The sequence below is a fragment of the Rahnella variigena genome (assembly GCF_003610915.1).
GTDB lineage: Bacteria > Pseudomonadota > Gammaproteobacteria > Enterobacterales > Enterobacteriaceae > Rahnella > Rahnella variigena.
Genome location: NZ_NSDJ01000001.1, coordinates 3,906,113 through 3,928,421, shown reverse-complemented (window position 1 = coordinate 3,928,421; position 22,309 = coordinate 3,906,113). Strand labels below are relative to the sequence as shown.

The following is a 22,309-nucleotide window of genomic DNA, read 5'->3' as shown; positions in this document are numbered from 1 at the left end:
CTTTTTCCTTAAAAGGAGAGAGCGGTATTTAGCGTGTGTGGGCAACAACTGGTGTAACAGGGGTACAACATGGCTCAGAACGGTAGCGTTGTTATTGATATTCTTTCTCGTACAAATGGCGCAGTAGTTTCTCAGGTCTCAAACGCCAGCCAGGACGTAACCCTCAATCAAATCAGTATCGTACGCGTCCACGCGACGCGGGACGCCGTCACCAGCTATGAGCGTGTCGGCAACGATCTGGTCATCCACATGAAAGATGGCCGCACAGTCCGCTACCACAGTTTCTTTGATACCGACGGCAAAGGGCACCACAGCGAACTGATTTTTGACGACGGCGTACACCCTATCGAACATGCCGCGTTTGTCGATACCGGCGCGACGGCAGCCGCCGTACCCATTGTTCCCGCGTATGAAACCATTCCTGACGTCGGTGCGCTGGTCATCGACTCCTCTAATTTTGATCCCGCTGTTTTAGGTGCCGTGCTGGGCGTGCTTGCGCTGGGCGCCGGTATTGCCATTGCCGCAGGTGGCGGCGGTGGTGGTGGCGGTGGCAGCAGCAGTAACAATGGTGGCAGCGACGGCGGTGGTAACACCGGTGGCGGCAATACCGGCGGAGGCAATACGGGTGGGGGAAATACCGGTGGCGGCAATACCGGCGGAGGCAATACGGGTGGGGGAAATACCGGTGGCGGTAATACCGGCGGAGGCAATACGGGCGGCGGGGATACCGGTGGCGGCAATACGGGTGGCGGCACTGTCGGCGGAGCAGCACCAACCCTGACGCTGGCAGCCTTTGCCAATGAAAATATCGTCAACCAGTCTGCTGTACAAAGTACTCAGACTTTCAGCGGTAGTTCAACTAACGCCGCCGCAGGCAGCACCATCGTGCTGACCATCAACGGCAAAACCTTCACCACGACGGTGGATGGCAGCGGTAACTGGAACGTTCCGCTGTCTGCCAGCGAACTGCAAACACTGGCCGACGGGACTTATGTTATTTCCGTTACCCTGACCAATACGTCGGGTGAAACCGTCACTAAAAGCGTGACCGTGGTGGTGGATACCACGCCGCCAACGCTGACCGTTGATCCCATCGACGGCGACAATGTGATTGATGCCAATGAGCATCAGCAACCTCTGACTCTCACCGGTACGGCATCCGTTTCTGAAGCGGGCCGGTCAGTGGATGTGGTACTCAACGGCGTGCATTACAGCGCCACCGTCGGCGCGGACGGCGTCTGGTCTGTGACCATCCCGGCGAATGTCGTTTCTGCGCTGGCTGAAGGGAATTATACGCTGACGGCTTCCCTGACCGATGCGGCCGGTAACTCGACTTCCACGCCGGAAAGTTTTGTCATCAGTGACAGCGCGGGCGTGCTGACCGTTAATCCGATTTCCGGTGACGGGCAGCTCAATGCCAGCGAAGCACAAAGCGCGCTGGTGATCACCGGCACGACGTCCAATGTGCCCGTCGGCACACCAATTACCGTCACCGTGGGCAGCACGGTGTATAGCACCACCACCACGGCGGGTGGCGGATGGAGCCTGACCCTTTCCCCGGCTGATTTGCAGGCACTCACCGACGGTTCGACAACTGTGACGGTCAGCATGGTGGATTCTCAGGGCAATACCATCAGCCAGACGACGGATCTGATTGTCGCCATTCACGGTGTTCCGCCGACCCTTGATCCGGCATTCGGTGGCGACAATACGCTGGATGCCAGCGAATCCACCACCAGCCAGACGCTGACCGGCCACACCGGTCTGACCGGCGAAGGCCAGACGGTGACCGTCACCATTGGCGGCCAGCAAATTACCGGCACCGTAGCCCCTGACGGCACGTTTACCGTCACGGTTCCGCCATCCGTGCTCGGCACTTTGCCGCAGGGCAGCAATAATATCGTGGTCACCGTGACGGATCCGGCGGGCAACCACAACACCATTACCACGCCGGTGAGCGTGGATACCATCGCGCCGACCCTGACTGTCAATCCGCTGGAAGGCGACGGATATATCAGCGTGGCGGAAGCCGCATCACAAATGACCCTCACCGGTACGGCGTCGGTGTCTGAAGCCGGTCGTCCGGTTGTCGTCACTATTAACGGCGTCGATTATACGGGCGCAATTGTTCAGCCGGATGGCAGCTGGAGCGTGAATATACCTGCCGGTTCCCTGAGCAATCTCAGTCAGGATGTGACGGTCACTGCGACGCTGACGGATGCCGCAGGTAACGCCACTACCAATACCAGTACTATTCACGTCGCTTCTGATCCGACCCTTCCGCCGCTGATCACGGTGAATACGTTCGCGTCCGATAATATTGTCGATGGTGCCGAGCGCCAGACCGCACAAACCTTAAGCGGTACCACCACGCGCGTTGAAGCCGGGCAAATTGTCAGTATTACCCTGAACGGCCACACCTATTCGGCGACCGTCGGTGCCAGCGGAAACTGGAGCGTGATTGTTCCTGCGGCGGATATGATTGTGCTGGCTAACGGCCCGCAAACCATTACAGCTACTGTGTCTGATAAAGCCGGGAACGAAGCCGCGCCGGGCACTGATACCTTTAACGTGGATACTGCGCAGGAAGGCATCGCCATTGATCCGGTGACCGGCGATAACGTCATCAACGCTGTGGAAACTGCTGATGGAATTTTGATTACTGGTACTACCCTTGGGGCTCTCCCATTAGGGATGGTTACGGTAACTATAGGTACTCCAGGTTCTCCTAATTTTCTGACATTCAGTACTAATATCCTGGCTGATGGGCGTTGGTCTCTGGCAATAAATTCAGCTGATTTGCAAGGATTGGATCCGACAACTCAGCTGTTAACTGCCACAGTCCTCTCTGCGGATGGGGTAACTCCCCTGAATAACAGCATCTCTGTTGGGCTGGATAATCAGGCACCTGTGCCAACCCTTAACACGCCGTTTGGTGACGGCTATCTGAATATTGCCGAAGCGGCAACGGCTGAAACGCTGAGCGGTACCACTGGCAAAGCCGGTGATGGTCAGACGGTCACCGTCACGATTGGCGGGCATACCTATAACGCCACGGTGGATGGCGCCGGTGTCTGGTCGGTGAGCCTGACTTCTGCTGATTTGCAGGCATTACCGCCAGGCAATAATGCGATTGTGGTGAATGTGACTGACAGGGCGGGCAACACCGCGACGCTTAACGGTACTGCCACTGTCGATTTAACCGCGCCAACCCTGACCATCAATCCGGTTTCCGGCGATGGTTACATCAACAACGCCGAAGCGGCGGCTGATATTGCCGTAACCGGTACCGCGTCGATTTCCGAGGCCGGTAACAGCGTCACGGTGACGATAAACGGCCAGCCTTACACCGGCATTGTGGCGGCGAACGGGCAGTGGACGGTGACTGTTCCGGCTGGCGCTCTGACGGGTGTGGCGGACGGGCAATATCCTGTCACCGTGCAGCTTGCAGATGCCGCAGGTAACAGCACCACGATTACTTCAAATGTTCAGCTGGCAGCCGATCCTGCGTCAGCGCCGACCATCACCCTGAATGCCTTTGCTGGCGACAATATTCTTGATGGCGCAGAGCAGCAAACGGCTCAGACCCTCAGCGGGACGACGACGCATGTCGAAGCCGGGCAGGTCGTCAATATTACCCTTAACAGCGTGGTGTACAACGCGACCGTGCAGGCCGATGGTAGCTGGAGCGTCAGCATTCCGTCTTCCGCATTGGGCGCACTGACCAACGGCACACTGCAAATTGACGTCGCTGTACTGGATAAGGCCGGAAATCAGGCCACCGGCAGCGAATCGTTTACCGTAGATAACACGCTAAGCGGTCTGTCTGTGGATCCGGTCACCGGCGATAACCAGCTGAATGCCCAGGAAGCGGCAGCGGGCGTCACCATCAGCGGCACCTCGGCTAACGTGCCGGTCAACGGTGTGGTGACGATTATCCTTAATGGCAAAACCTATACCGCAACAGTCGGGGTGGGCGGCGGCTGGAGTGCCCAGGTCTCTGCGGCAGATCTGGCTACGCTGAGTGACGGTGAACATACCATCACCGTCAGTGCGACCGATGCCGTCGGGCAAACGGTCACCGGAAGCGATGTGCTGAATGTCATCATTAACAATCTGCCCAATGCCACACTCGATACGCCGTTTGGCGACAGCATTCTTAATGCCGCCGAAGCCGGTGTCAGCCAGACTCTGACCGGGAATACCGGTGTTTCCGGCAGCGGTCAGACGGCTGTTGTGACCTTTGGCGGGCAGGGTTACACCGCAGTTGTCGCCGCCGACGGTTCCTTCTCGGTTTCCGTGCCGTCATCGGTACTGACGGCCCTCGGACAAGGCCCGACTGCCGTGCAGGTGGCGGTGACTGATGCGGCTGGCAACACCAGCAACATTTCTGTGCCGGTATCAGTGGATACCGTCGCGCCAGTAGTCACCATCACCACCCCGGTTGCGGGCGACGGCACCATCAATGCCGCCGAAGCCGGGGCGATTATTCCGGTCAGCGGTACGACGGGCGCGGGTGAGGCGGGCGACACGGTCACCCTCAGCCTTGGCGGACACACTTATACCGGCACCGTAGCCGCAGGCGGCGGCTGGACCGTTAACATTCCGGCCGATGCGCTGGCGAATGTGGCGAACGGGACTTATACCCTGACCGCGACGGTCACTGATGCCGCAGGCAACGCAGGCACAGCGACGGCACCGGTCACCGTGACCGCAGATCCGACGCTTTTGCCGACCATTGCAATTGATCTCTTTGCCGGAGACGGCACGTTAGACGGCGCGGAACGTACCAACCCGCAAACCGTCAGCGGCACCACCACTCACGTGGAAGCCGGACAAATCGTCACTGTGACCATCGGCGGCATTGATTATCAGGCCACGGTGCTGGCCAGCGGCGCATGGAGTGTCAGCGTTCCGGCAGCCACCTTGCAGACGCTGCTGGACGGCACGGCAACCATTGAGGTATCCGTCACCGATATAGCCGGTAACCCTGCTGTTAACAGTGAAGACTTCACCGTTAACAGTGCGCTGGGCGGCGTGACCATCAACCCGATCACCGGCGATAACAAAATCGACGCCACTGAGGCGGGTACCGGTTTTGACATTAGCGGTAAAACAGTCAATGTGCCGGAAGGAACCGCCGTTACCGTTCAGTTGGGCACGGTGACTTACACCACCCAGACTGATGCTGACGGCAACTGGACCGTCAATGTGCCTTCAACGGATGTCGTCAATCTGGCGGATGGCACCAGCCATGTGATTGTGACCACCGTGACCACCGATCTGGGACAGGTGACTACCACACAGGATTTGGGCATTTACACCACATTGCCGGTACCGACCCTGAATCCGCCGTTTGGCGATGGTCAGTTAGGCACGGACGAAGCGGCTGCAACACAGACTCTGACCGGTTCTACCGGGCTGACCGGCGATGGTCAGACGGTGACCGTGGTGATTGACGGTAATACCCTGACAGGTACCGTAGCGACTGACGGTACCTGGACCGTCACCGTACCGGCTGGCACATTAACCGGTTCGGCAGAAGGCCCGACGCCGGTGGTAGTCAACGTAACTGATGCCGCAGGTAACACGGGCACCACCACCGGTTCTGTGAATGTCGATTTCACATCACCAACGCTGACGCTCAACCCGGTGGCGACGGATAACGTGATTAACGCGCAGGAAGTGGCGGGCGTCATCGAGCTGTCGGGTACTGCCGATGTGGCGGATGCCGGTCAGATAGTCACGCTGCAATTTAACGGTCAGACCTATCAGGCAACCGTTCAGGGCGATGGCTCCTGGTCGACAAACGTTCCGGCGGGCGCGCTGGCCGGTCTGGCAGACGGCAGCTATACACTGACAGCCACGCTGGCTGATTTGGCGGGTAATACCACGACCGTTCCGGAGACGTTCACCGTAGTCGCCGCGAATCCTCCAGTGCCGACCATCGACACGCCATTTGGCGATACTTTCCTCAATCAGCGCGAAGCAGACACCGACCAGACGCTCACCGGCACCACCGGCGTCACGGGCGCAGGTCAGTCCGTCGTCGTGAATATCGGCGGTGTGGATCATACGGCGACTGTCGACGCGGCCGGTATCTGGACGGTTAATATCAGTGCGGCCGATTTGCAGTTAATCACCGAGGGTCCGCAAAACATTGTGGTCACGGCTACCGACAGCGCCGGAAACACGGGCACGGCCAACAGCGCCATCACCGTGGATTACACGCTGCCAACGCTGAGCTTTGATCCGGTGGCGAGCGACGATATCATTAATGCTGCTGAAACCTTGCAGCCGGTGGTGATCAGCGGCACATCCGATATCCCGGATGCCGGACAAACCGTTTCTGTGGTGCTGAGCTTCAACAACGTGACGTATACCGCAGTCGTCCAGCCGGACGGCACCTGGAGCTTCACGCTGCCAAGTTCTGTGGTGCAGGCGCTGGCTGATACCACTTACACGCTGTCAGCGACGATCACTGATGCGGCCGGTAACACCACCACAGGCGATCATACCTTCACCGTGGATGCAGCGGCGGCTGACTTGCCAACGCTGACCATCACGGCGGTGTCGGAAGATGATTACATTAATGCGGCAGAGAAAGGCGCCGATATCCCGATCACCGGAACATCCACCAATCTCGAAGTCGGACAGACGGTGGTGGTGAGCTTTAACGGCAAAAACTACAACGCCCTCGTCGGTGCGAATGGCGACTGGACGGCAACCGTGCCGCTGGCGGATCTGGCTACCTTGTCTGACGGGCCGATTACCGTAACAGCGACCTCTGCTGATCTGGCCGGTAACCCGGCGTCAGCGTCGCATAACGCCACCGTGATCGCCCAGCCGGGCGACCTGCCAACGCTGAGCATCAACGCCATTTCCGGCGATGATTACATCAATATCATTGAGCACAATCAGGGGATGACCGTCAGCGGCACCTCCACCCACGTTCCTGTGGGCGGTACGGTGACGGTGGTTATTACCGGCGAAGCCTACACGGCGACCTATACCGCTACCGTGCAGGCTGACGGCAGCTGGAGCTTCCCGATGACGGCGGCGCAGGTTCAGGCAATGCCGGCGGGCAACAATACCTTCACCGCGACTGCGGATGATGTGGCGCAAAACGTTGCGACGGCAACGCATGACGTGGCTGTTGATACAACTGCGCCGATACTGACTGTGACCGTGGATACCGGCGGTGATGACATCATCAATCTGGCAGAAGCTGCGCTGGGTATTCCGGTCAGTGGCACCACGGATCCAAACCTGACCGTGACCGTCACGCTCAACGGAAAAGACTACACTACCATCGCCGACGGTACAGGCGTCTGGAGCCTGACCATTCCGGGCGTGGATGTGCAGGCCATTACCACTGATGGCACTAAAACCATCGGTGTCAGCGTGACCGATCCTGCCGGGAACAACCTCACTACTTCGGCTGATTTCACGCTCTCCTCGCACGCATTACCAACGCTGACCATTGGCGTGATTGCCGGCGACGGTATTTTGAATATTACTGAAGCGGCCAACGGCTTTAACCTGAGCGGAAGCAGTTCAGGTCTGGCGCCGGGAACTGTTGTGCAGGTTACGGTGCCTGGGCTGGCGGATCCGATTTCCGGTACGGTGAACCCGGACGGACTCGGCTGGACAGCCATCGTTGCGCCAAACCTGCTCAGCGGGCTGACTACCGGTATCGTACAGGTGACCGTGACGGCAGAAGATGTGGCCGGTAACCCGGCGTCTTCCAGCGCAAGTCTGGATATCGAACTGTCTGCGCTGCTTTTACCGACCATCAATACCCCGTTTGTGGATGGCGTGCTTAACGCCACCGAAGCAGCGGGTAATCAGCTGATTACCGGTACAACCGGGATTACCGGCGCGGGTCAGACTGTACTGGTGACTGTTGATGGCACGCCGGTGCTGGCCACCGTCGCCAATGACGGCACCTGGACGGCGACCGTGCCTTCCGGCGTGCTTCAGGGGCTGGCGGATGCCACGCACACCATCAGCGTGACCGCCACCGACAGCGCGGGGAATACCAGTGCGGCCGGTACCCTTGATTTCACGTCGGTGACGCAGGTTCTGCCAGTCGCTGGCATTAACGTGCCATTCGGTGACGGCATTCTGAATCTGGATGAAGCGACCGCGGGCGGCAGCATTACCGGTACCACCGGTATCACCTCGCCGGGGCAAACCGTCACTGTGGTCATTAACGGTAACGCAGTGCCGGTGGTGGTGGATTCTGCTGCCGGAACCTGGACTGTCACTCTGACGCCAGCGCAGTTGCTGGGCTTGCAGGATGGCACCTGGCCGGTTGTCGTGACCGTGACCGACAGTGCGGGCAACACCTCGCCGCTGACGGCATCGGTTGATGTGCGGATCAATAACATTCCGCAACCGACGATTGATCTGCCATTCGGTGACGGCACCCTGAACATTGAGGAATCTGCGGCTGTTGGCGGCCAGACGCTCACCGGATCCACCGGTGTGACTGGCGCAGGACAAACCGTCAGCGTGGCGATCGCGGGCATGACCGGCAGTCCGTTTGCGGCAGCCGTCGATCCGGATACCGGAAACTGGACCCTGAACCTGACGCCGGCTCAGCTGGCAACGCTTGGGCTGGCGACCGCGCAGCATGATATTACCGTCACGGCGACCGATTCTGTTGGTAACCATAACGATACGACCATCAGCTTCACTTCACATCTGTCCGGACCGGTACCTGTTATCAATGAACCTTTCCTTGACGGCAGTCTGAATATCGCTGAAGCCGCGGGTGTGAACGTCATCACCGGTAACACCGGCATCACCGGCGACAACCAGAACGTCAAACTGACCATCGACGTGGGCGGCACCACCTATACCGCAACCGTCGATCCGACGACAGGCGACTGGGCGGTCAGCCTGCCTGCGGGCGTGCTGAGCTCTCTGGGCAGTGGTACGCATGATATTAACGTGACGGTGACAGATGCTGCAGGCAACACCACGCCAGCGACATTGGCATTCACCAGCTACCTCACCGTACCGGATGTCACTATCAACACGCCGTTTGGCGATGGTTATCTGAGTGCCGCCGAAGCTGCGACAGCACAGACCATTACCGGAACGACCGGGCTGACAGGCGCGGGACAAACGGTGGTGGTCACCATAGGCGGTCTGACAATTCCGGGCGTGACGGTGGATGCGAACGGCAACTGGACGGCACCTCTTTCAACCAGTGAAATCGCCGATCTGCCGCAGGGCGCACAGCAAATCTCCGTCACCGTGACTGACGCTGGCGGTAATACCGGTTCGGCCTCGGCCGATGTCGGCATTGCCGTGACGCAACTTCCGACAGTGGCGGTTACGTCCTTTGCCGGTGCCGGTTTTGACCTGACCTATGCAGAAAGCCAGAGCACGCAAACTATCACCGGTACCACGGTGAACGTGCAGGCCGGACAGCAGGTGACGGTTTCAGTCGGCGGCATCAGCCATCAGGCAACGGTGCTGGGCGACGGCACCTGGAGTGCCACCTTTACACCTGCTGAACTGGCAACGCTGGACAGCGCGGACACGATCACCGCTTCTGTTAATGACCTGGCGGGTAACACGGCAAATCTGCCGCTGCCTCAGGCCATTACGGTCAACCTGACGCCGCCAACATTCGCCATCACCATTGATCCGGTGACCGGCGATAACATTATTAACGTGGCGGATGGCAATCCGGCGAACATTACCGTTTCGGGTAAATCAATCAACGTGCCTGACGGTACGCTGGTCAATATCACGGTCGGGGGTGTTCCGCATCTGGCGACAGTCACTGGAGGAACATGGTCGGTATCTGTGGCTGCCGCTGAATTTGTCAATGGCACCACCACTAACGTTACCGCTTCAACACTGATCCCGGCGACCAGTGCCACACAAGGCGTGCTGGTGGATACCACTGCGCCTACGGTGACCATCAATGCCTTCACCGGCGACGATGTCCTCAACAGTACCGAGTCGAAATCCGCGCAGGTGATTACCGGTACTGCGGATACCGGCGATGTGGGGCGTGTTGTCGCCGTCACATTGAATGGCAAAACTTACAACGGTACCGTGCAGACGGGCGGCACCTGGTCGGTCAGCGTACCGGCAGCCGATTTGCAGGCATTGCCACAAGGCAACGGCGCAACTAACGTGATCTCCGCGACCCTGACGGACGCGGCAGGCAACGTGGGAACAGCAGTTCCGCACACCGTCACCGTCGATACCACCGCGCCGTTGCTGGCGCTGGATGTGGTTGCCGGGAATAACGTCATTAACCTGGCAGAATCGCTGCTCAACGTACTGGTCGGCGGGACGTCCAGCGGCGCTGACGGTCAGACCGTCAACGTCACACTGGGCGGTGCGTCCATCGGTACAGCGGTTATTCAGCCGGGCGGGGCATGGTCGCTCAACCTGACGCCAGCGCAGTTGCTGCTGCTTAACGACGGCACACTGACACTGGCGGCAACGGTAACGGATCAGGCGGGTAACACCACCAGCGTCAGTACCGGTCTGGATATCTTCTTCAACAAATTGCTGGACCTGAACGTGGCCAGCGGACTGGGGCTGACCGACGGTTTCCTCAATCTGGCGGAATCTCAGGTAGCACAAACCATCAGCGGCACGGCGATTGGTGCGGGTGTCGGGTCAGTTATCTCGACGGTGATTGACGGCACGCCGCTGTCGGCAGTTGTGGGCGCTAACGGGGTGTGGTCGATGACCATACCGGCAGCCGTGCTCGGCGCACTGACCGATGGCGCGCAGGTTATCGATCTGACCCTGACCGATGCGGCGGGTAACACCAAGGTTGAAGCACTTAATCTTGATGTGCTGAAAACACTGCCGGTGCTGGGCAATCTGGATCCTCTGTTCGGTGGCAACGGCCTGCTGAATGCGGCGGAATCCCTGCTGGCACAAACTATCGGCGGCGTCGCGACGGCGGTTGACGGCACTCAGGTCACCGTGACCCTCGGCGGCAAAACCTATAACACCACCGTGACGGCGGGCACCTGGAATATTCAGATCCAGCCGGGCGATCTGGGCGCACTGCTTGATGGCAATCTGAATCTGGGTATCACCCTGACAGATCCGGCAGGCAACACCTCTTCCACCACTATTCCGGTGGGGATTGCCATCCACAATCTGCCGCAGGTGGTGCTCAACACAGTGTTTGGCGACGGCGTGCTGAATATCGCCGATCTGCTGGTTAATCAGACCATCAGCGGTACTGTTTCCAATGTGGCGGCGGGTACAGCCATTGCGGTGCAGGTTGGGACACAAACCATTAATGGCGTAGTGGATGCGACGGGGCATTTCCTGGTCACCGTTCCGCCGTCCGTTCTCGGCTTACTGAGTGGCACGACCGCAGCAGTCAGCGTGACGGTAGCGGATGCGGCAGGCAACGTCGGCAGTGCTGTGGCGAACGCGGTGCTGGATCTGGTCCAACCGGTCATTAACCTCACCTCGGTACTGGGCGACGGCTTGCTGAATGCGGCTGACGCGCTGACCACGCAGGTGATTGGCGGTACCGTTGGCGGCGTCGCGGCGGGGACGCAGGTGCAGGTCACGCTGGGCGGGAAAACCTTCCTCGGCGCGACCGACGGTACGGGCGCATTCAGTATCACCCTGCAACCGGGTGACCTGAAAGCGCTGGGTGACGGCACCTTCCCGGTCGTGGTTTCTGTTACCGATGCTGGCGGTAATACCAGCACCAGCAGCAGCACGCTGACTTCCATCATCAACGCAGTACCGAAAATTGTGCTGGATCCTGTTTTCGGTGCAGACGGCATCCTCAACGCGGCGGAAGCACTGCTGACGCAAACCATCAGCGGTACGGTCACTAATGGGCATGTCGGCGAAACGGTCAACATTAACGTCGGCGGCGGCCTGATCAACCTGACAGCCACCGTCGGCAGTGACGGCAAATTCTCCGCGTCACTGACGCCGCTGCAACTTGCCGGATTGCTTGACGGCAATCTGACCATTGTCACCAGCGTGACCGATGAAGTGGGTAACACGGCGTCAAATACCGTGGGGCTGAATGTCGGTATTCACAATCTGCCGTCGATTGTCCTGAATCCGGTCTTTGGCGATGGCGTACTGAACGTGGTTGACCTGCTGACCGGCCAGACCATCAGCGGTATCGCGACTAATGTCGCGCAGGGCACACAAGTGCAGATTTCCCTGAATGGCAAAAACTACCTTGCCAATGTGGGTGTCGGCGGCGTGTTCAGCGTGACCGTGCCGGTGACGGATCTGGGCGCCATTCTCAACGGCACACAGTCGGTGGTCGCCAGCCTGGTGGATGGTTCCGGTAATACGGCGTCGGTCACCAATCTGCTGAGCGTGGTAGCGCAGTCTCTGCCAACCATTACGCTGAATCCGCTGTTTGGCGATGGCCTGCTGAACGCGGCGGATGCATTGCTGACACAAACCATCAGCGGTACCACCACCAACGCGCAGGGATCGACCGTAACCCTGAACGTCGGCGGCAATACCCTGACCGCGCTGGTAAAAGCGGATGGCACCTTCAGCGTCGCTGTTCCGCAGCTTACGCTGGCAAGCCTGCTCGACGGCACGCTGAATGTCGGTGCGTCAATCACTAACGCCGCCGGCCATTCAACCAGCGGTAGCGCAACGGCAACGGTCGGTATTCACGTTCTGCCAACGTTGTCACTCGGCTCACTGTTTGGCGGCGACGGTTACCTGAATGCTGCCGAAGCGGGCGCTAACACCAACATTACCGGGACTTCAAACCTGCTCAACGGCACGGTGTCGGTCAGTATTGGTGGCGTGACACATACCGGCACCATCACTAACGGTGCGTGGAGTGTGCCGTTTACGTCGGCAGAACTGAAAGGGCTGGCGGATGGCTCAACGCAGGTTTCCGTCTCGGTTGCGGATCTTGTGGGTAACACCGCGATTATCTCTAATCCGCTGAGCGTCCTGACTCATGCACTGCCGCTGGCGGCGCTGAACCCGCTGCTCGGGCTGACGCTCGGTGTGGTAGGCGGCATTTTGGGTGGTCAGGGTCTGACCCTGAGCGGAACCAGCCGCAACATCGCACAAGGTGGTCTGGTCAGCGTCACGCTGCTGGGTAATACGCTGGCGGGAACCGTGCAGGCGGACGGTACCTGGACGGTGAAACTGACCAGTGCGCTGCTGAGCAGTTACGGGCTGGTGGGCTTACTGAACGCACTGCTCGGCGCGGTGGTTGAACTGAAAGCCGTCGATGCGGCCGGTAACGGATTCGATGCGCACGTCGGGCTGACGGTAGGTTCAACATTGCCGGCGGACGCCAACGTTGCGCAGGTTCAGTCGCTGTCAGTGGACGATACCCATACGCTGGCGGCGGTTCACACCACCGATACCAGCACAACTACGGATACCTCAGTGACGCACGCCGCCAGTACGCTGACGGATCCGCTGGTCACTGCGGACACCAGTGCTTCAACCACAACCACGCACGACACCACCACGGCAGACACTACCGCGCACGCGGACACGGCGTTCTCCATTGGCGGTATCACCATCGACCTGACGGCCACTGACGGCGTGGCCATCGGTGGCGCGGGTGACGACACCATCTCGGTTCATACCCTCGATTTCTCGCAAATCGACGGCGGCACCGGTGTCGATACCTTACTGCTGGCGGGCACCAATCAGCATCTGGATCTGACCGTACTCGGGCTGAAAGTCGAGCATATCGACATCTTCGACCTGGGCAATTCCGGCACCAACAGCATTTCCCTGAACCTGCATGAGGCGCTGAACGTGAAGGATAACCCGACCGATGAAGTGATCATCAAAGGGGGCGAGGGCAGTCTGGTCAATCTGCAAATGGGCACCGACGGCGCATGGAACGAAACCGGGCAACGCACGGTGGATGGCCTGACCTTCGACGTTTACCACAACGCGTCAATGGATACCTCGAATACGCTGGGAGACGTTCTGGTGCAACACGGTCTGCACGTACAACAGAGTTAATTTCTGTACTCCTCCCCCTGCGAAGGGGGAGGCGGGGAGGGGGTTTTGCTGGCGTCTGCGATGCCATTGATACCCCGCCCCAACCCTCCCCTTTGCAGGGGAGGAATCAGTAAAAAAACAAAAAAAATCGGCGTAATTAAGTGGTGTCGGTAATGAAAAAAAAGAGAGCAATACGGCAAATCGCCGTTGTGTTGGGCACTTTGTGTCTGACGGGATTAACAGGGAATACGGGTGTGATGGCGGCGGAAAAACAGCCGGAATTTAACTGGCAGGCGGCACCGACGGAGGAAATGCGCGCCAGCCTGACGTTACGGGATGCCATTTTGCGGGCGTTCGCGCGTAACCCGCAAATTGCGGAAGCGGCGGCGCAAATCCGCGTGGGCGGCGGGAATCTGGATGCGGCGAAAAGTGCGTGGTATCCGCAGGTTTCATTACAAGGGTCAGCGGGGCAATCCCGGCAGACCTATTCATCGGGCGATCAGAGCAGCAACGGGTCGGCGGGTATTCAGCTCAGCCAGCTGCTGTGGGACTTTGGCAAAACCAACGGCAGTATCGGTGAGCAGGAATACTTGTCTGATTCCTATCGCTTTTCTCTTTACAGCACCATGACTGACGTGGCGCTGAGCACCATGCAGGCGTACCTCTCGGTGAAACGCTTCCAGGCGTTAAGCGTGGCAGCGCAGGACAATATCGAATCGCTCACCCGCGTGAAAGATACCGCGAAACTGCGCTCTGACGCCGGGCTGAGTTCTCAGTCTGACGTGTTGCAGGCGGAAACCCGCATTGCCGGGATGCGTGCCACCGTTGAACAATATCGCGCTCAGGAGCGTTCCGCACAGGCGCAGCTGACCGTGCTGACCGGTGTTGTCTCAAATAACTTGCCGGATCTGCCGGAAAGCCTTCTCAATCAGAAAGTCACTCTCGACAAAATCCCCTACGAAAACAGCACACTGGTGCGTGCCGCGCAGGCCAAGCAACAGGCCGCGATTGAGCAGGTCAATCAGGCGGAGGCGCAACACTGGCCGACGGTCAAAGTTCAGGCCGGTCGCACCCGTTATGACAATAACGGCAACACCGGTTCTTACTGGGATGACCAGCTCCAGCTGGCGGTAGATGCCCCGGTGTATCAGGGCGGCGCGGTCAGTGCCAAAGTCCGGGCGGCAGAAGGGCAACGGCAGGCCGCGCAGGCGGATGTCGAAAAAGCCAAGCTGGATATCAACCAAAAAGCGTCAACCGCTTACGCCGACATGATCGGCGGGCAGCAGCGGCAGGTCGCGGGCGAAGAGCAGTATGCCAGCGCCACGCACACCCGCAGCGTCTATCAGGACGAATACAAACTCAGCAAACGCAGCCTGAACGATTTGCTCAGCGTTGAGCAGGACGTTTTTCAGGCCGACACGTCGCGCATTGGCGCGCTCTACGACGGGTGGGATGCCACCGTGCGCTATGCCGCCGCCGTGGACAATCTGGTCGATATGTTAGGCATCGACCGGCAGAAACAAACAGGTGACACCATCCCGGCGCTGTAAGGCGAAACAGGCCGTGGGAAAACCCAGAAGCATTCGATACCGAGGTTGAAATGAGCAACGAAACAACAACACCTTTGTCGATCGACGTCTGGATAAGCGCCATGGGGCGCGTGGCCGAAACATTCGGTAAGCCAGCAGATCCGCTCTATCTTCGCCAGCAAATGCGCTGGTTTGAACATCAGCCGCTGCGCCGTCAGCTCGACCGTCTGAGCGGACTGATGGGGTTACAGGTGGGTATGGTCAGCTGGAATCAGGTGCGCTGGCGGCAGGAAGTGTTACCCGCCGTGATAACCCTGGAGCAGGGCGGCATTGCGGTGCTTGAGCAGTTACACGATGACGGCAAAGTAGATTACTGGCTGAGTGACGGCGGTGACCTGCTGCGCTCGGCGGAGCTGGTTACGCTGCTGGAACAAAGCGCCGGGCCGGTATTTCTGGTGGGTGTGGCGGCGCGCGGGCGTGATGAGCGTATCGATCAGTTTGTTCAGCCGCATAAAAAACACTGGTTCTGGGAAAACTTTCGCGGCAGCGGGCGGAAAATCGCGGAAATTTCGCTGGCATCCATTCTCGGCAACGTGCTGGCGCTGGCAGGGATTTTATTCTCTATGCAGGTTTATGACCGCGTTATTCCGGCACAATCTTTCCCGACTTTATGGGTGCTGTTCTTCGGCGTGGTGCTGGCGGCAGGCATGGAATATGTCATCCGCCTGATGCGCACGCTGGTGTCCGATTTAATGGGAAAGAAAATCGACCTCAAAGTTTCTTCGCTGTTTTTCGTGCGGGCGATGAACATCAAAAATGACGATCGGCCAAAATCCACCGGTTCGTTTATCTCTCAGTTACGCGAGATCGATCAGGTGCGCGAACTGCTGACGTCAACGACCGTCAGTGCCGCCGCTGATATGCCGTTCGTGCTGCTGTTCCTCGGCATCATGTTCTTCATCGGCGGTCCGCTGGTGATCATCCCGCTGCTGGCGATCCCGCTGATCGTTATTCCCGGCATTCTGATCCAATGGCCGATGGCGAAACTGGCGAAAGAAGGGATGCGTGAAAGTGCGCTGCGCAACGCAGTGCTGGTGGAAACTATCGAAGGCATCGAAGACATCAAAGCCTTGCAGGCCGAAGCGTATTTCCAGCGCCAGTGGGAACAGACGCATGAAGTCAGCGCAGCGGTCGGCATGAAGCAGCGTCTGTGGGGCGCACGCCTGACCGGCTGGGCATCCACCGTCCAGCAGCTGACGTATGGCGGGATGCTGGTGTTCGGGGTGTATCTGGTGCTGAACGGCGATATCACCACCGGTACGCTGGTCGCCGCCAGCATGTTGTCGTCACGCACCATTGCGCCGCTGATGCAGCTGACGATGGTGTTTTCCCGCTGGCAGCACGCCAAAAGCGCCATGCACGGGCTGGATGAGTTGCTGAAAAAACCGATCGACCGGCCTGCGGATGCAGAACTGTCGCATTGTCCGTCGCTCAGCGGTCATTTCAACGTGCGTAATCTGCAATACACCTACGACAAAGAAAATGCGCCGAATGTGCTCGGCATCGGCCAGCTGGAAATCAAACCGGGTGAACGTGTGGCGATCCTCGGCAAAGTCGGCGCGGGGAAATCCACGCTGCTGAAATTGCTCTCCGGTCAGGCCAGTCCGTCGCAGGGTAAAATCCTGATCGACGGCGTGGACATGACCAAAATCGAACCGGCAGATGTCCGCCGTCAGCTGGGGTATTTGTCGCAGGATTCGCGGCTGTTCTTCGGCACGCTGCGCCAGAACCTGATGCTCGGTTATCCCCATGCCTCCGATCAGGAAATGCTACAGGCGCTGCGCATCAGCGGCGCGCTGAGTATGGTGCAGGCCGATGCTTCGAGTCTGGATAAAATCATCAACGAGGGCGGGCGCGGATTGTCTGGCGGGCAGCGTCAGATGGTGATGCTGAGCCGCATGATCCTGCGTAATCCGCAGGTGGTGCTGATGGATGAACCGACGGCGTCGATGGATGAACAGCTTGAAGAATATGTGATCCGCCAGCTTCATGCCTGGCTGGTCGGACGCACCCTGATTGTTGTCACGCACCGCCCGGCGCTGCTCAAGCTGGTTGACCGGATTGTGGTGATGGACAACGGACGGGTGGTAGCTGACGGACCGCGGGATCAGATCCTCGCGAAAGCGGCCAGCAATACGCCCGCTCCGGCTGCGGCCGTGGTGGCGGACAACAAACAAGGCGCAGCCTGAGCTGCTGAGGACATCGCATGGCACATCTTACTTTGCATGATGAACTGGAAGCAGAAGGTCGCAAAGTGTCGTGGATCATCTGGGTATCGCTGGCTTGCCTGCTGATTTTCTTCGTCTGGGCGCGGTTTGCCCTGCTTGATGAAGTCACTGTCGGCACCGGCAAGGTCACGCCATCGAGTAAAGCGCAGCAAATCGACTCGCTCGACGGCGGCGTTATTTTAAAACTGATGGTGCAGGAAGGCTCGGTAGTCAATCGCGGCCAGTTGCTGGCGCAGCTCGACCCGACGCGCTCGCAGTCGAACTTCGGTGAAGCCGCTTCCCGCGTGCGGACCCTGCGCGCCTCATCTGAACGTCTGAGTGCTGAACTGACCGGTGCGCCGCTGAAATTCAGCCCGGAGACCATGAAATCGCCAGAGCTGGTGGCGCGTGAACGCCAGCTGTATTTATCGCGTAAACAGAACCGCGACGAAACCGTCAGTAACCTGCAGCAGTCGCTCAAACTGGTGAATGATGAAATCAACATGACCCAGCCTCTGGTGGCGAAAGGCGCGGCGGGGCAGGTGGAGGTGATCCGCCTTAAACGTCAGGCCAGCGAACTGCGCGGCAAAATCGACGATGCAACGAACCAGTACGCAGTGCGCGCCCGTGAGGAGCAGGTGAAGAACAACGCCGATCTGGACGCCGAATTGCAGGTGATGGCAGGGAAAGAGGATCAGGTGACGCGTTCCGAACTTTATTCGCCGGTTCACGGTATCGTGAAAGACATTCAGGTTTCCACCGTCGGCGGCGTGTTGCAGCCAGGCGGAAAACTGATGGAAATCGTGCCGATTGAAGATCAACTGCTGATAGAAACCCGCATCAACCCGCGTGATATCGCTTATATCCGTCCGGGCTTACCGGCGACGGTAAAAATCTCGGCGTACGATTCGTCCATTTACGGTGACCTCGAAGGCAAAGTCGAAGGCGTCTCGCCGGATACCTTGCAGGATGAAGTGAAACGCGATCAGTATTATTACCGTGTCTACGTGCGCACCGACAAAGCCTTCCTGACCAACAAAGCCGGCCGCCAGTTCCCGATTGTCCCGGGGATGGTGGCGAACGTAGACATCAAAACCGGCCAGAAAAGTGTGCTGGATTATTTGATAAAACCGCTGAATAAGGTGAAGGAATCGTTGAGGGAGAGGTAAGCGGGAGGCCGCTGCTTGTGCGGCTTCAACTTCAACTTCAACTTCGACTTCAACTTCAACTTCAACTTCAACTTCAAGGTCGTGGGCGTCGGCCGGGGTTTTGATTTTGCTCCTCCCCCTGCGAAGGGGGAGGTTGGGAGGGGGTTTTACAAGCGAAAAGAAAGTTGAGGTGAGCACTTCAACTTTTTGATTTTGCATTAATACCCCACCCCAACCCTCCCCTTCGCAGGGGAGGGAGCTGTCCTCTGCTGCTTCCACCCTCAGTCTATAAACACACTCGTCGGCACATTAAACCGCAATGCCAGCGGGCGATAGCGCGCAGTTAAAAAACTCAGGATTCCAAGGGGTTTCGCTTAAAACTCTTAGGGCCCGTGTGGGCGGCGAGCCCAGGATATCACCCGCTATTGCAGCGGCTCCTGCAAACCTTCAGTCAATAAACAAACTCGTCGGTACATTAAACCTCACCGCCAGCGCCCGGATATGTTCGACAGTCAGCGAACGCTTACCGCTCAGGATCTGACTGACCAGCGATTTTCCGCCGATTTCCTCACTTAGATCACTCTGCTTTAATCCGTAATCTTTCATCAACTGGCGAAGTGCTTCCACGCCGCGCGGGAGATTTTCCAACGCCTGATTAAAGGGGACGAAATCGGTATGCTGGCGCTCATAGCTTTCAATCTTTGCACTCAGAAACTCGATTAGCGGGTTTTCGTCATCATGCTCAATCAGATAATCAATCAGCTCAAGCGCACTTTTATAATCGGCTGTGCTGGTACTTCCTCCCAGAAGAGGAACCGCTTTAACCAGCGCTTTACTGGCTTCGATAGCTTCAGCAATCATTGTGTGTAAGTCCTGTAATGTTTGTTCAACTGGTCGTAAAGCGCATGAGTGACGATATGTTTTACATACACCCGCTTGTTGACGAAATTGATATAAGCAATGAGGCGAAGATTATTGCCGCCGACGTTCATAACTCACCATTTTGGCCGGTAGCGGAAATTGTCAAGGCTGGAAAAGACGGATTTCAGGGAATCTGGCGTCGGAAAGTCGCCTTCTTTGAGCCCGCGATAGGTTGCCAGCAAGGCGGTTTTATCATTGGGATACTGCCGCATCGCCCGGTCAAATGCTTCTTTGGCTATAACATGCATAGCACTCCTGAGTTCACATCCTGTGAACAATATAAAGGTTAATGTTGTGGTTTACAAGCTGTAAACCACAATAACCTTTTGCAGGAGGGGACGGGCTTTACTTGTTGTCAGATTGCGGCACATCTTCCAGAGAAGTTTCCGGGTCAGCAGGATGAACGGTGTGGTAAATGGCTACCGGATCTTCCCTCTCGGCTTTCCGCTTGTCCTGCCACAAATTCATCCGCGCCCGCAGCGAGCCGCTGAGGTCTTCATGCACCTGCTTCGCGGCTTCGGATTCAGGATTGAGTTCAAGAACGAATTCCATGAATTTATCGGCGGTATAACGGTTTTTCTTCACGCCGGTACCGGTCAGCCACGCCATGCCCAGCGTATAAGCGGCTTCGGCGCGATTGGGATGATGTGCGTTATGCAGGATTTCCGGCAGCCAGACTTCGGCAGCCTGACGCTTTTCGGCGTCTGAACCGTTATCCAGCGCGCAACTCGCACGGAAATAGGCGGCGGATAAATGTCCGGCGTCCATCGCCCGCTGATACCAGTGCATGGCTTGTTCATAATCGGGTTCGCCACCGAGCCCTTCACGCAGCGCATTGGCGCAGGTGAACATAGCGGGCACCATGCCTGAACGGGCGGCACTCAGCACACAGTCCATCGCATTACTGTCGTTGTGATACTGCTCAGGAACATCCTGATGCCAGCCGTTGCGGTAGAAAAAGTACAACTCGTAGCAGTGGATCGCGCTGCCGTGGCGGGCCATTTCGGTCATCAGAAAATGTGCGGCGTCCAGATCGTCATTGATCGCCATGTCGTGCGCCAGTGTCACCAGATCGTTTACCGGTTGTTCATCGCCCGATTGCTGAATAAGCGACCAGGCATGTTCCATCAGCCCCTGACATAATTCAGGACGCGCCGGTAATCCGTACAGGCCTGATTGCAAGGCCGTCGCGGCAAACGCCACCAGTACCGGATCATTTGCCTGACTCAGACCCCGGGTCAGCAGCTGGGTCAGTACCGGCAAACCTTCCTGATGGCCATTGGCCAGCACGGCACGGGAGATAAACATCCGCGCGGCGTGACCGGGCATCGCCTGGGGTGAAACAGCAAATAAATCGTTATAGACAGCCAGACCCGCCTGATCGTCGTCCTGCCAGTAGGCGATGCAGATCCCGGCCAGATCCAGCAGACGGACTCGCGTTTCCGGCGCCAGCGGTTGAGCCAGTAATGCAGCTAAGCGCGACTGGAGTTCCAGCGCCTGAGGAGATTCTCTGTCGGCGATATCACCGGAAAGCGCATCGCACAGCGCGTTGGCGCGGAACTGATTACGTTCTTCTTCACTAAATTCTGCGCACAGCGGACTGTCGATAATTTGCATCTGTTGCGCGTCGCTGCCACCCCAGAAAGCGGAATGGAATAAAAGGTAAGATTCCATGGTGCCAACGTCGGCGTGGCGGACTGACATCGCCATACGCAGCCAGTAATCCAGCGCTTCTTCATCATTTTTACGGGTTTGTTGCAACGCCGCGGGAAGTATCTGCGGCCAGTGTGTTGCTGGCTCGAATCCCAGTGCGTGGATGTGTGCGATACCCGCCTGCCAGATTTCACTGCCCTGAATCGAAAACTTTTCATGCAAAGGTTTGGGGATTTCACCGGCAAACAACGCTTTCAGCCAGTACGGTTCGCCGAAACCGCCGCTCAGATTCATCATGTGGCGCAGGGCATGCGTCGGGCGCGGATGCAGTTCAATAGCACGTAAAAATGACAGTACTGCGTAATCACAGCATAACTGTGCCCCCAGCCACTGGTGATCGGCGACGTCTTCACCTTCCTGCGGCTGGCGGATAATCCAGGCATTTTCATGCCAGACCATACCCAGCAAAGCGTGGGCATGATAGCTCTGCGGGCATTGCTGCGCCCAGTCACTGAGGATCTCCAGCGGGTTGAGCGGGGGGGATTCCGTGCCGGTAAACAGTGTAGCCGGATGCATCAGCAGCCCGTAATCGCTGTGACCTTCGCCCTGATTCTGCCAGCCACGCATCTGTGACAACAGCCACTCGTCGAGTTTAAGAAAACGGCGGGTCGCCAGAAGCATTCTGGCTTTGGAAATGTTGTCGTGCTGGTCCTGATGTGGCATGAGGTTCCCTGAGCTATTGAGTAAAAACGGTGTTTGCGCGGCACCCGAAGTCTACCTTTCTCCCCCTGCGCGATCAGCGGGATTGGTCTGACTT

6 protein-coding genes and 1 pseudogene are annotated in these 22,309 nt (G+C 58.1%); 4 read left to right on the top strand and 3 right to left on the bottom strand.

The features are described 5' to 3' along the window. Window positions 1–69 precede the first annotated feature (69 nt). The 4 genes from CKQ54_RS17990 (at window position 70) to CKQ54_RS17975 (ending at window position 18,939) form a co-directional block, all read left to right on the top strand. Window positions 70–13,995 carry an Ig-like domain-containing protein gene (locus tag CKQ54_RS17990; RefSeq protein WP_120349686.1) on the top strand — a complete coding sequence of 4,642 codons (13,926 nt, stop codon included), beginning with the start codon at window positions 70–72 and terminating at the stop codon, window positions 13,993–13,995. Between the two features lie 152 nt (window positions 13,996–14,147). After that, window positions 14,148–15,524, top strand: coding sequence for a TolC family outer membrane protein (locus CKQ54_RS17985; RefSeq protein ID WP_120162048.1), 1,377 nt, complete (start codon window positions 14,148–14,150; stop codon window positions 15,522–15,524). A 50-nt stretch (window positions 15,525–15,574) separates the two neighbouring features. Then, on the top strand, window positions 15,575–17,752 hold the full coding sequence (locus CKQ54_RS17980; protein WP_120162047.1) for a type I secretion system permease/ATPase: 2,178 nt from the start codon (window positions 15,575–15,577) through the stop codon (window positions 17,750–17,752). A gap of 17 nt (window positions 17,753–17,769) precedes the next feature. After that, complete coding sequence (locus tag CKQ54_RS17975; RefSeq protein ID WP_112289491.1) at window positions 17,770–18,939, top strand: beta-barrel domain-containing protein; 1,170 nt, start codon at window positions 17,770–17,772, stop codon at window positions 18,937–18,939. Window positions 18,940–19,365: 426 nt separating this feature from the next. Here CKQ54_RS17975 and CKQ54_RS17970 read toward each other — a convergent pair whose 3' ends face one another. The 3 genes and pseudogenes from CKQ54_RS17970 to CKQ54_RS17960 all read right to left on the bottom strand — a co-directional run bounded on the left by CKQ54_RS17970 (window position 19,366) and on the right by CKQ54_RS17960 (window position 22,215). Next, window positions 19,366–19,779, bottom strand: a complete 414-nt coding sequence (locus CKQ54_RS17970; RefSeq protein ID WP_120162046.1) for a helix-turn-helix domain-containing protein — start codon at window positions 19,777–19,779, stop codon at window positions 19,366–19,368. Further along, a pseudogene (locus tag CKQ54_RS17965) lies at window positions 19,776–20,087 on the bottom strand (type II toxin-antitoxin system HigB family toxin). Before CKQ54_RS17965 ends, CKQ54_RS17970 begins: the two are co-directional and overlap by 4 nt. 97 nt (window positions 20,088–20,184) lie before the next feature. Continuing rightward, complete coding sequence (locus CKQ54_RS17960) at window positions 20,185–22,215, bottom strand: DUF4034 domain-containing protein (protein WP_244220226.1); 2,031 nt, start codon at window positions 22,213–22,215, stop codon at window positions 20,185–20,187. Between the last annotated feature and the right edge of the window lie 94 nt (window positions 22,216–22,309).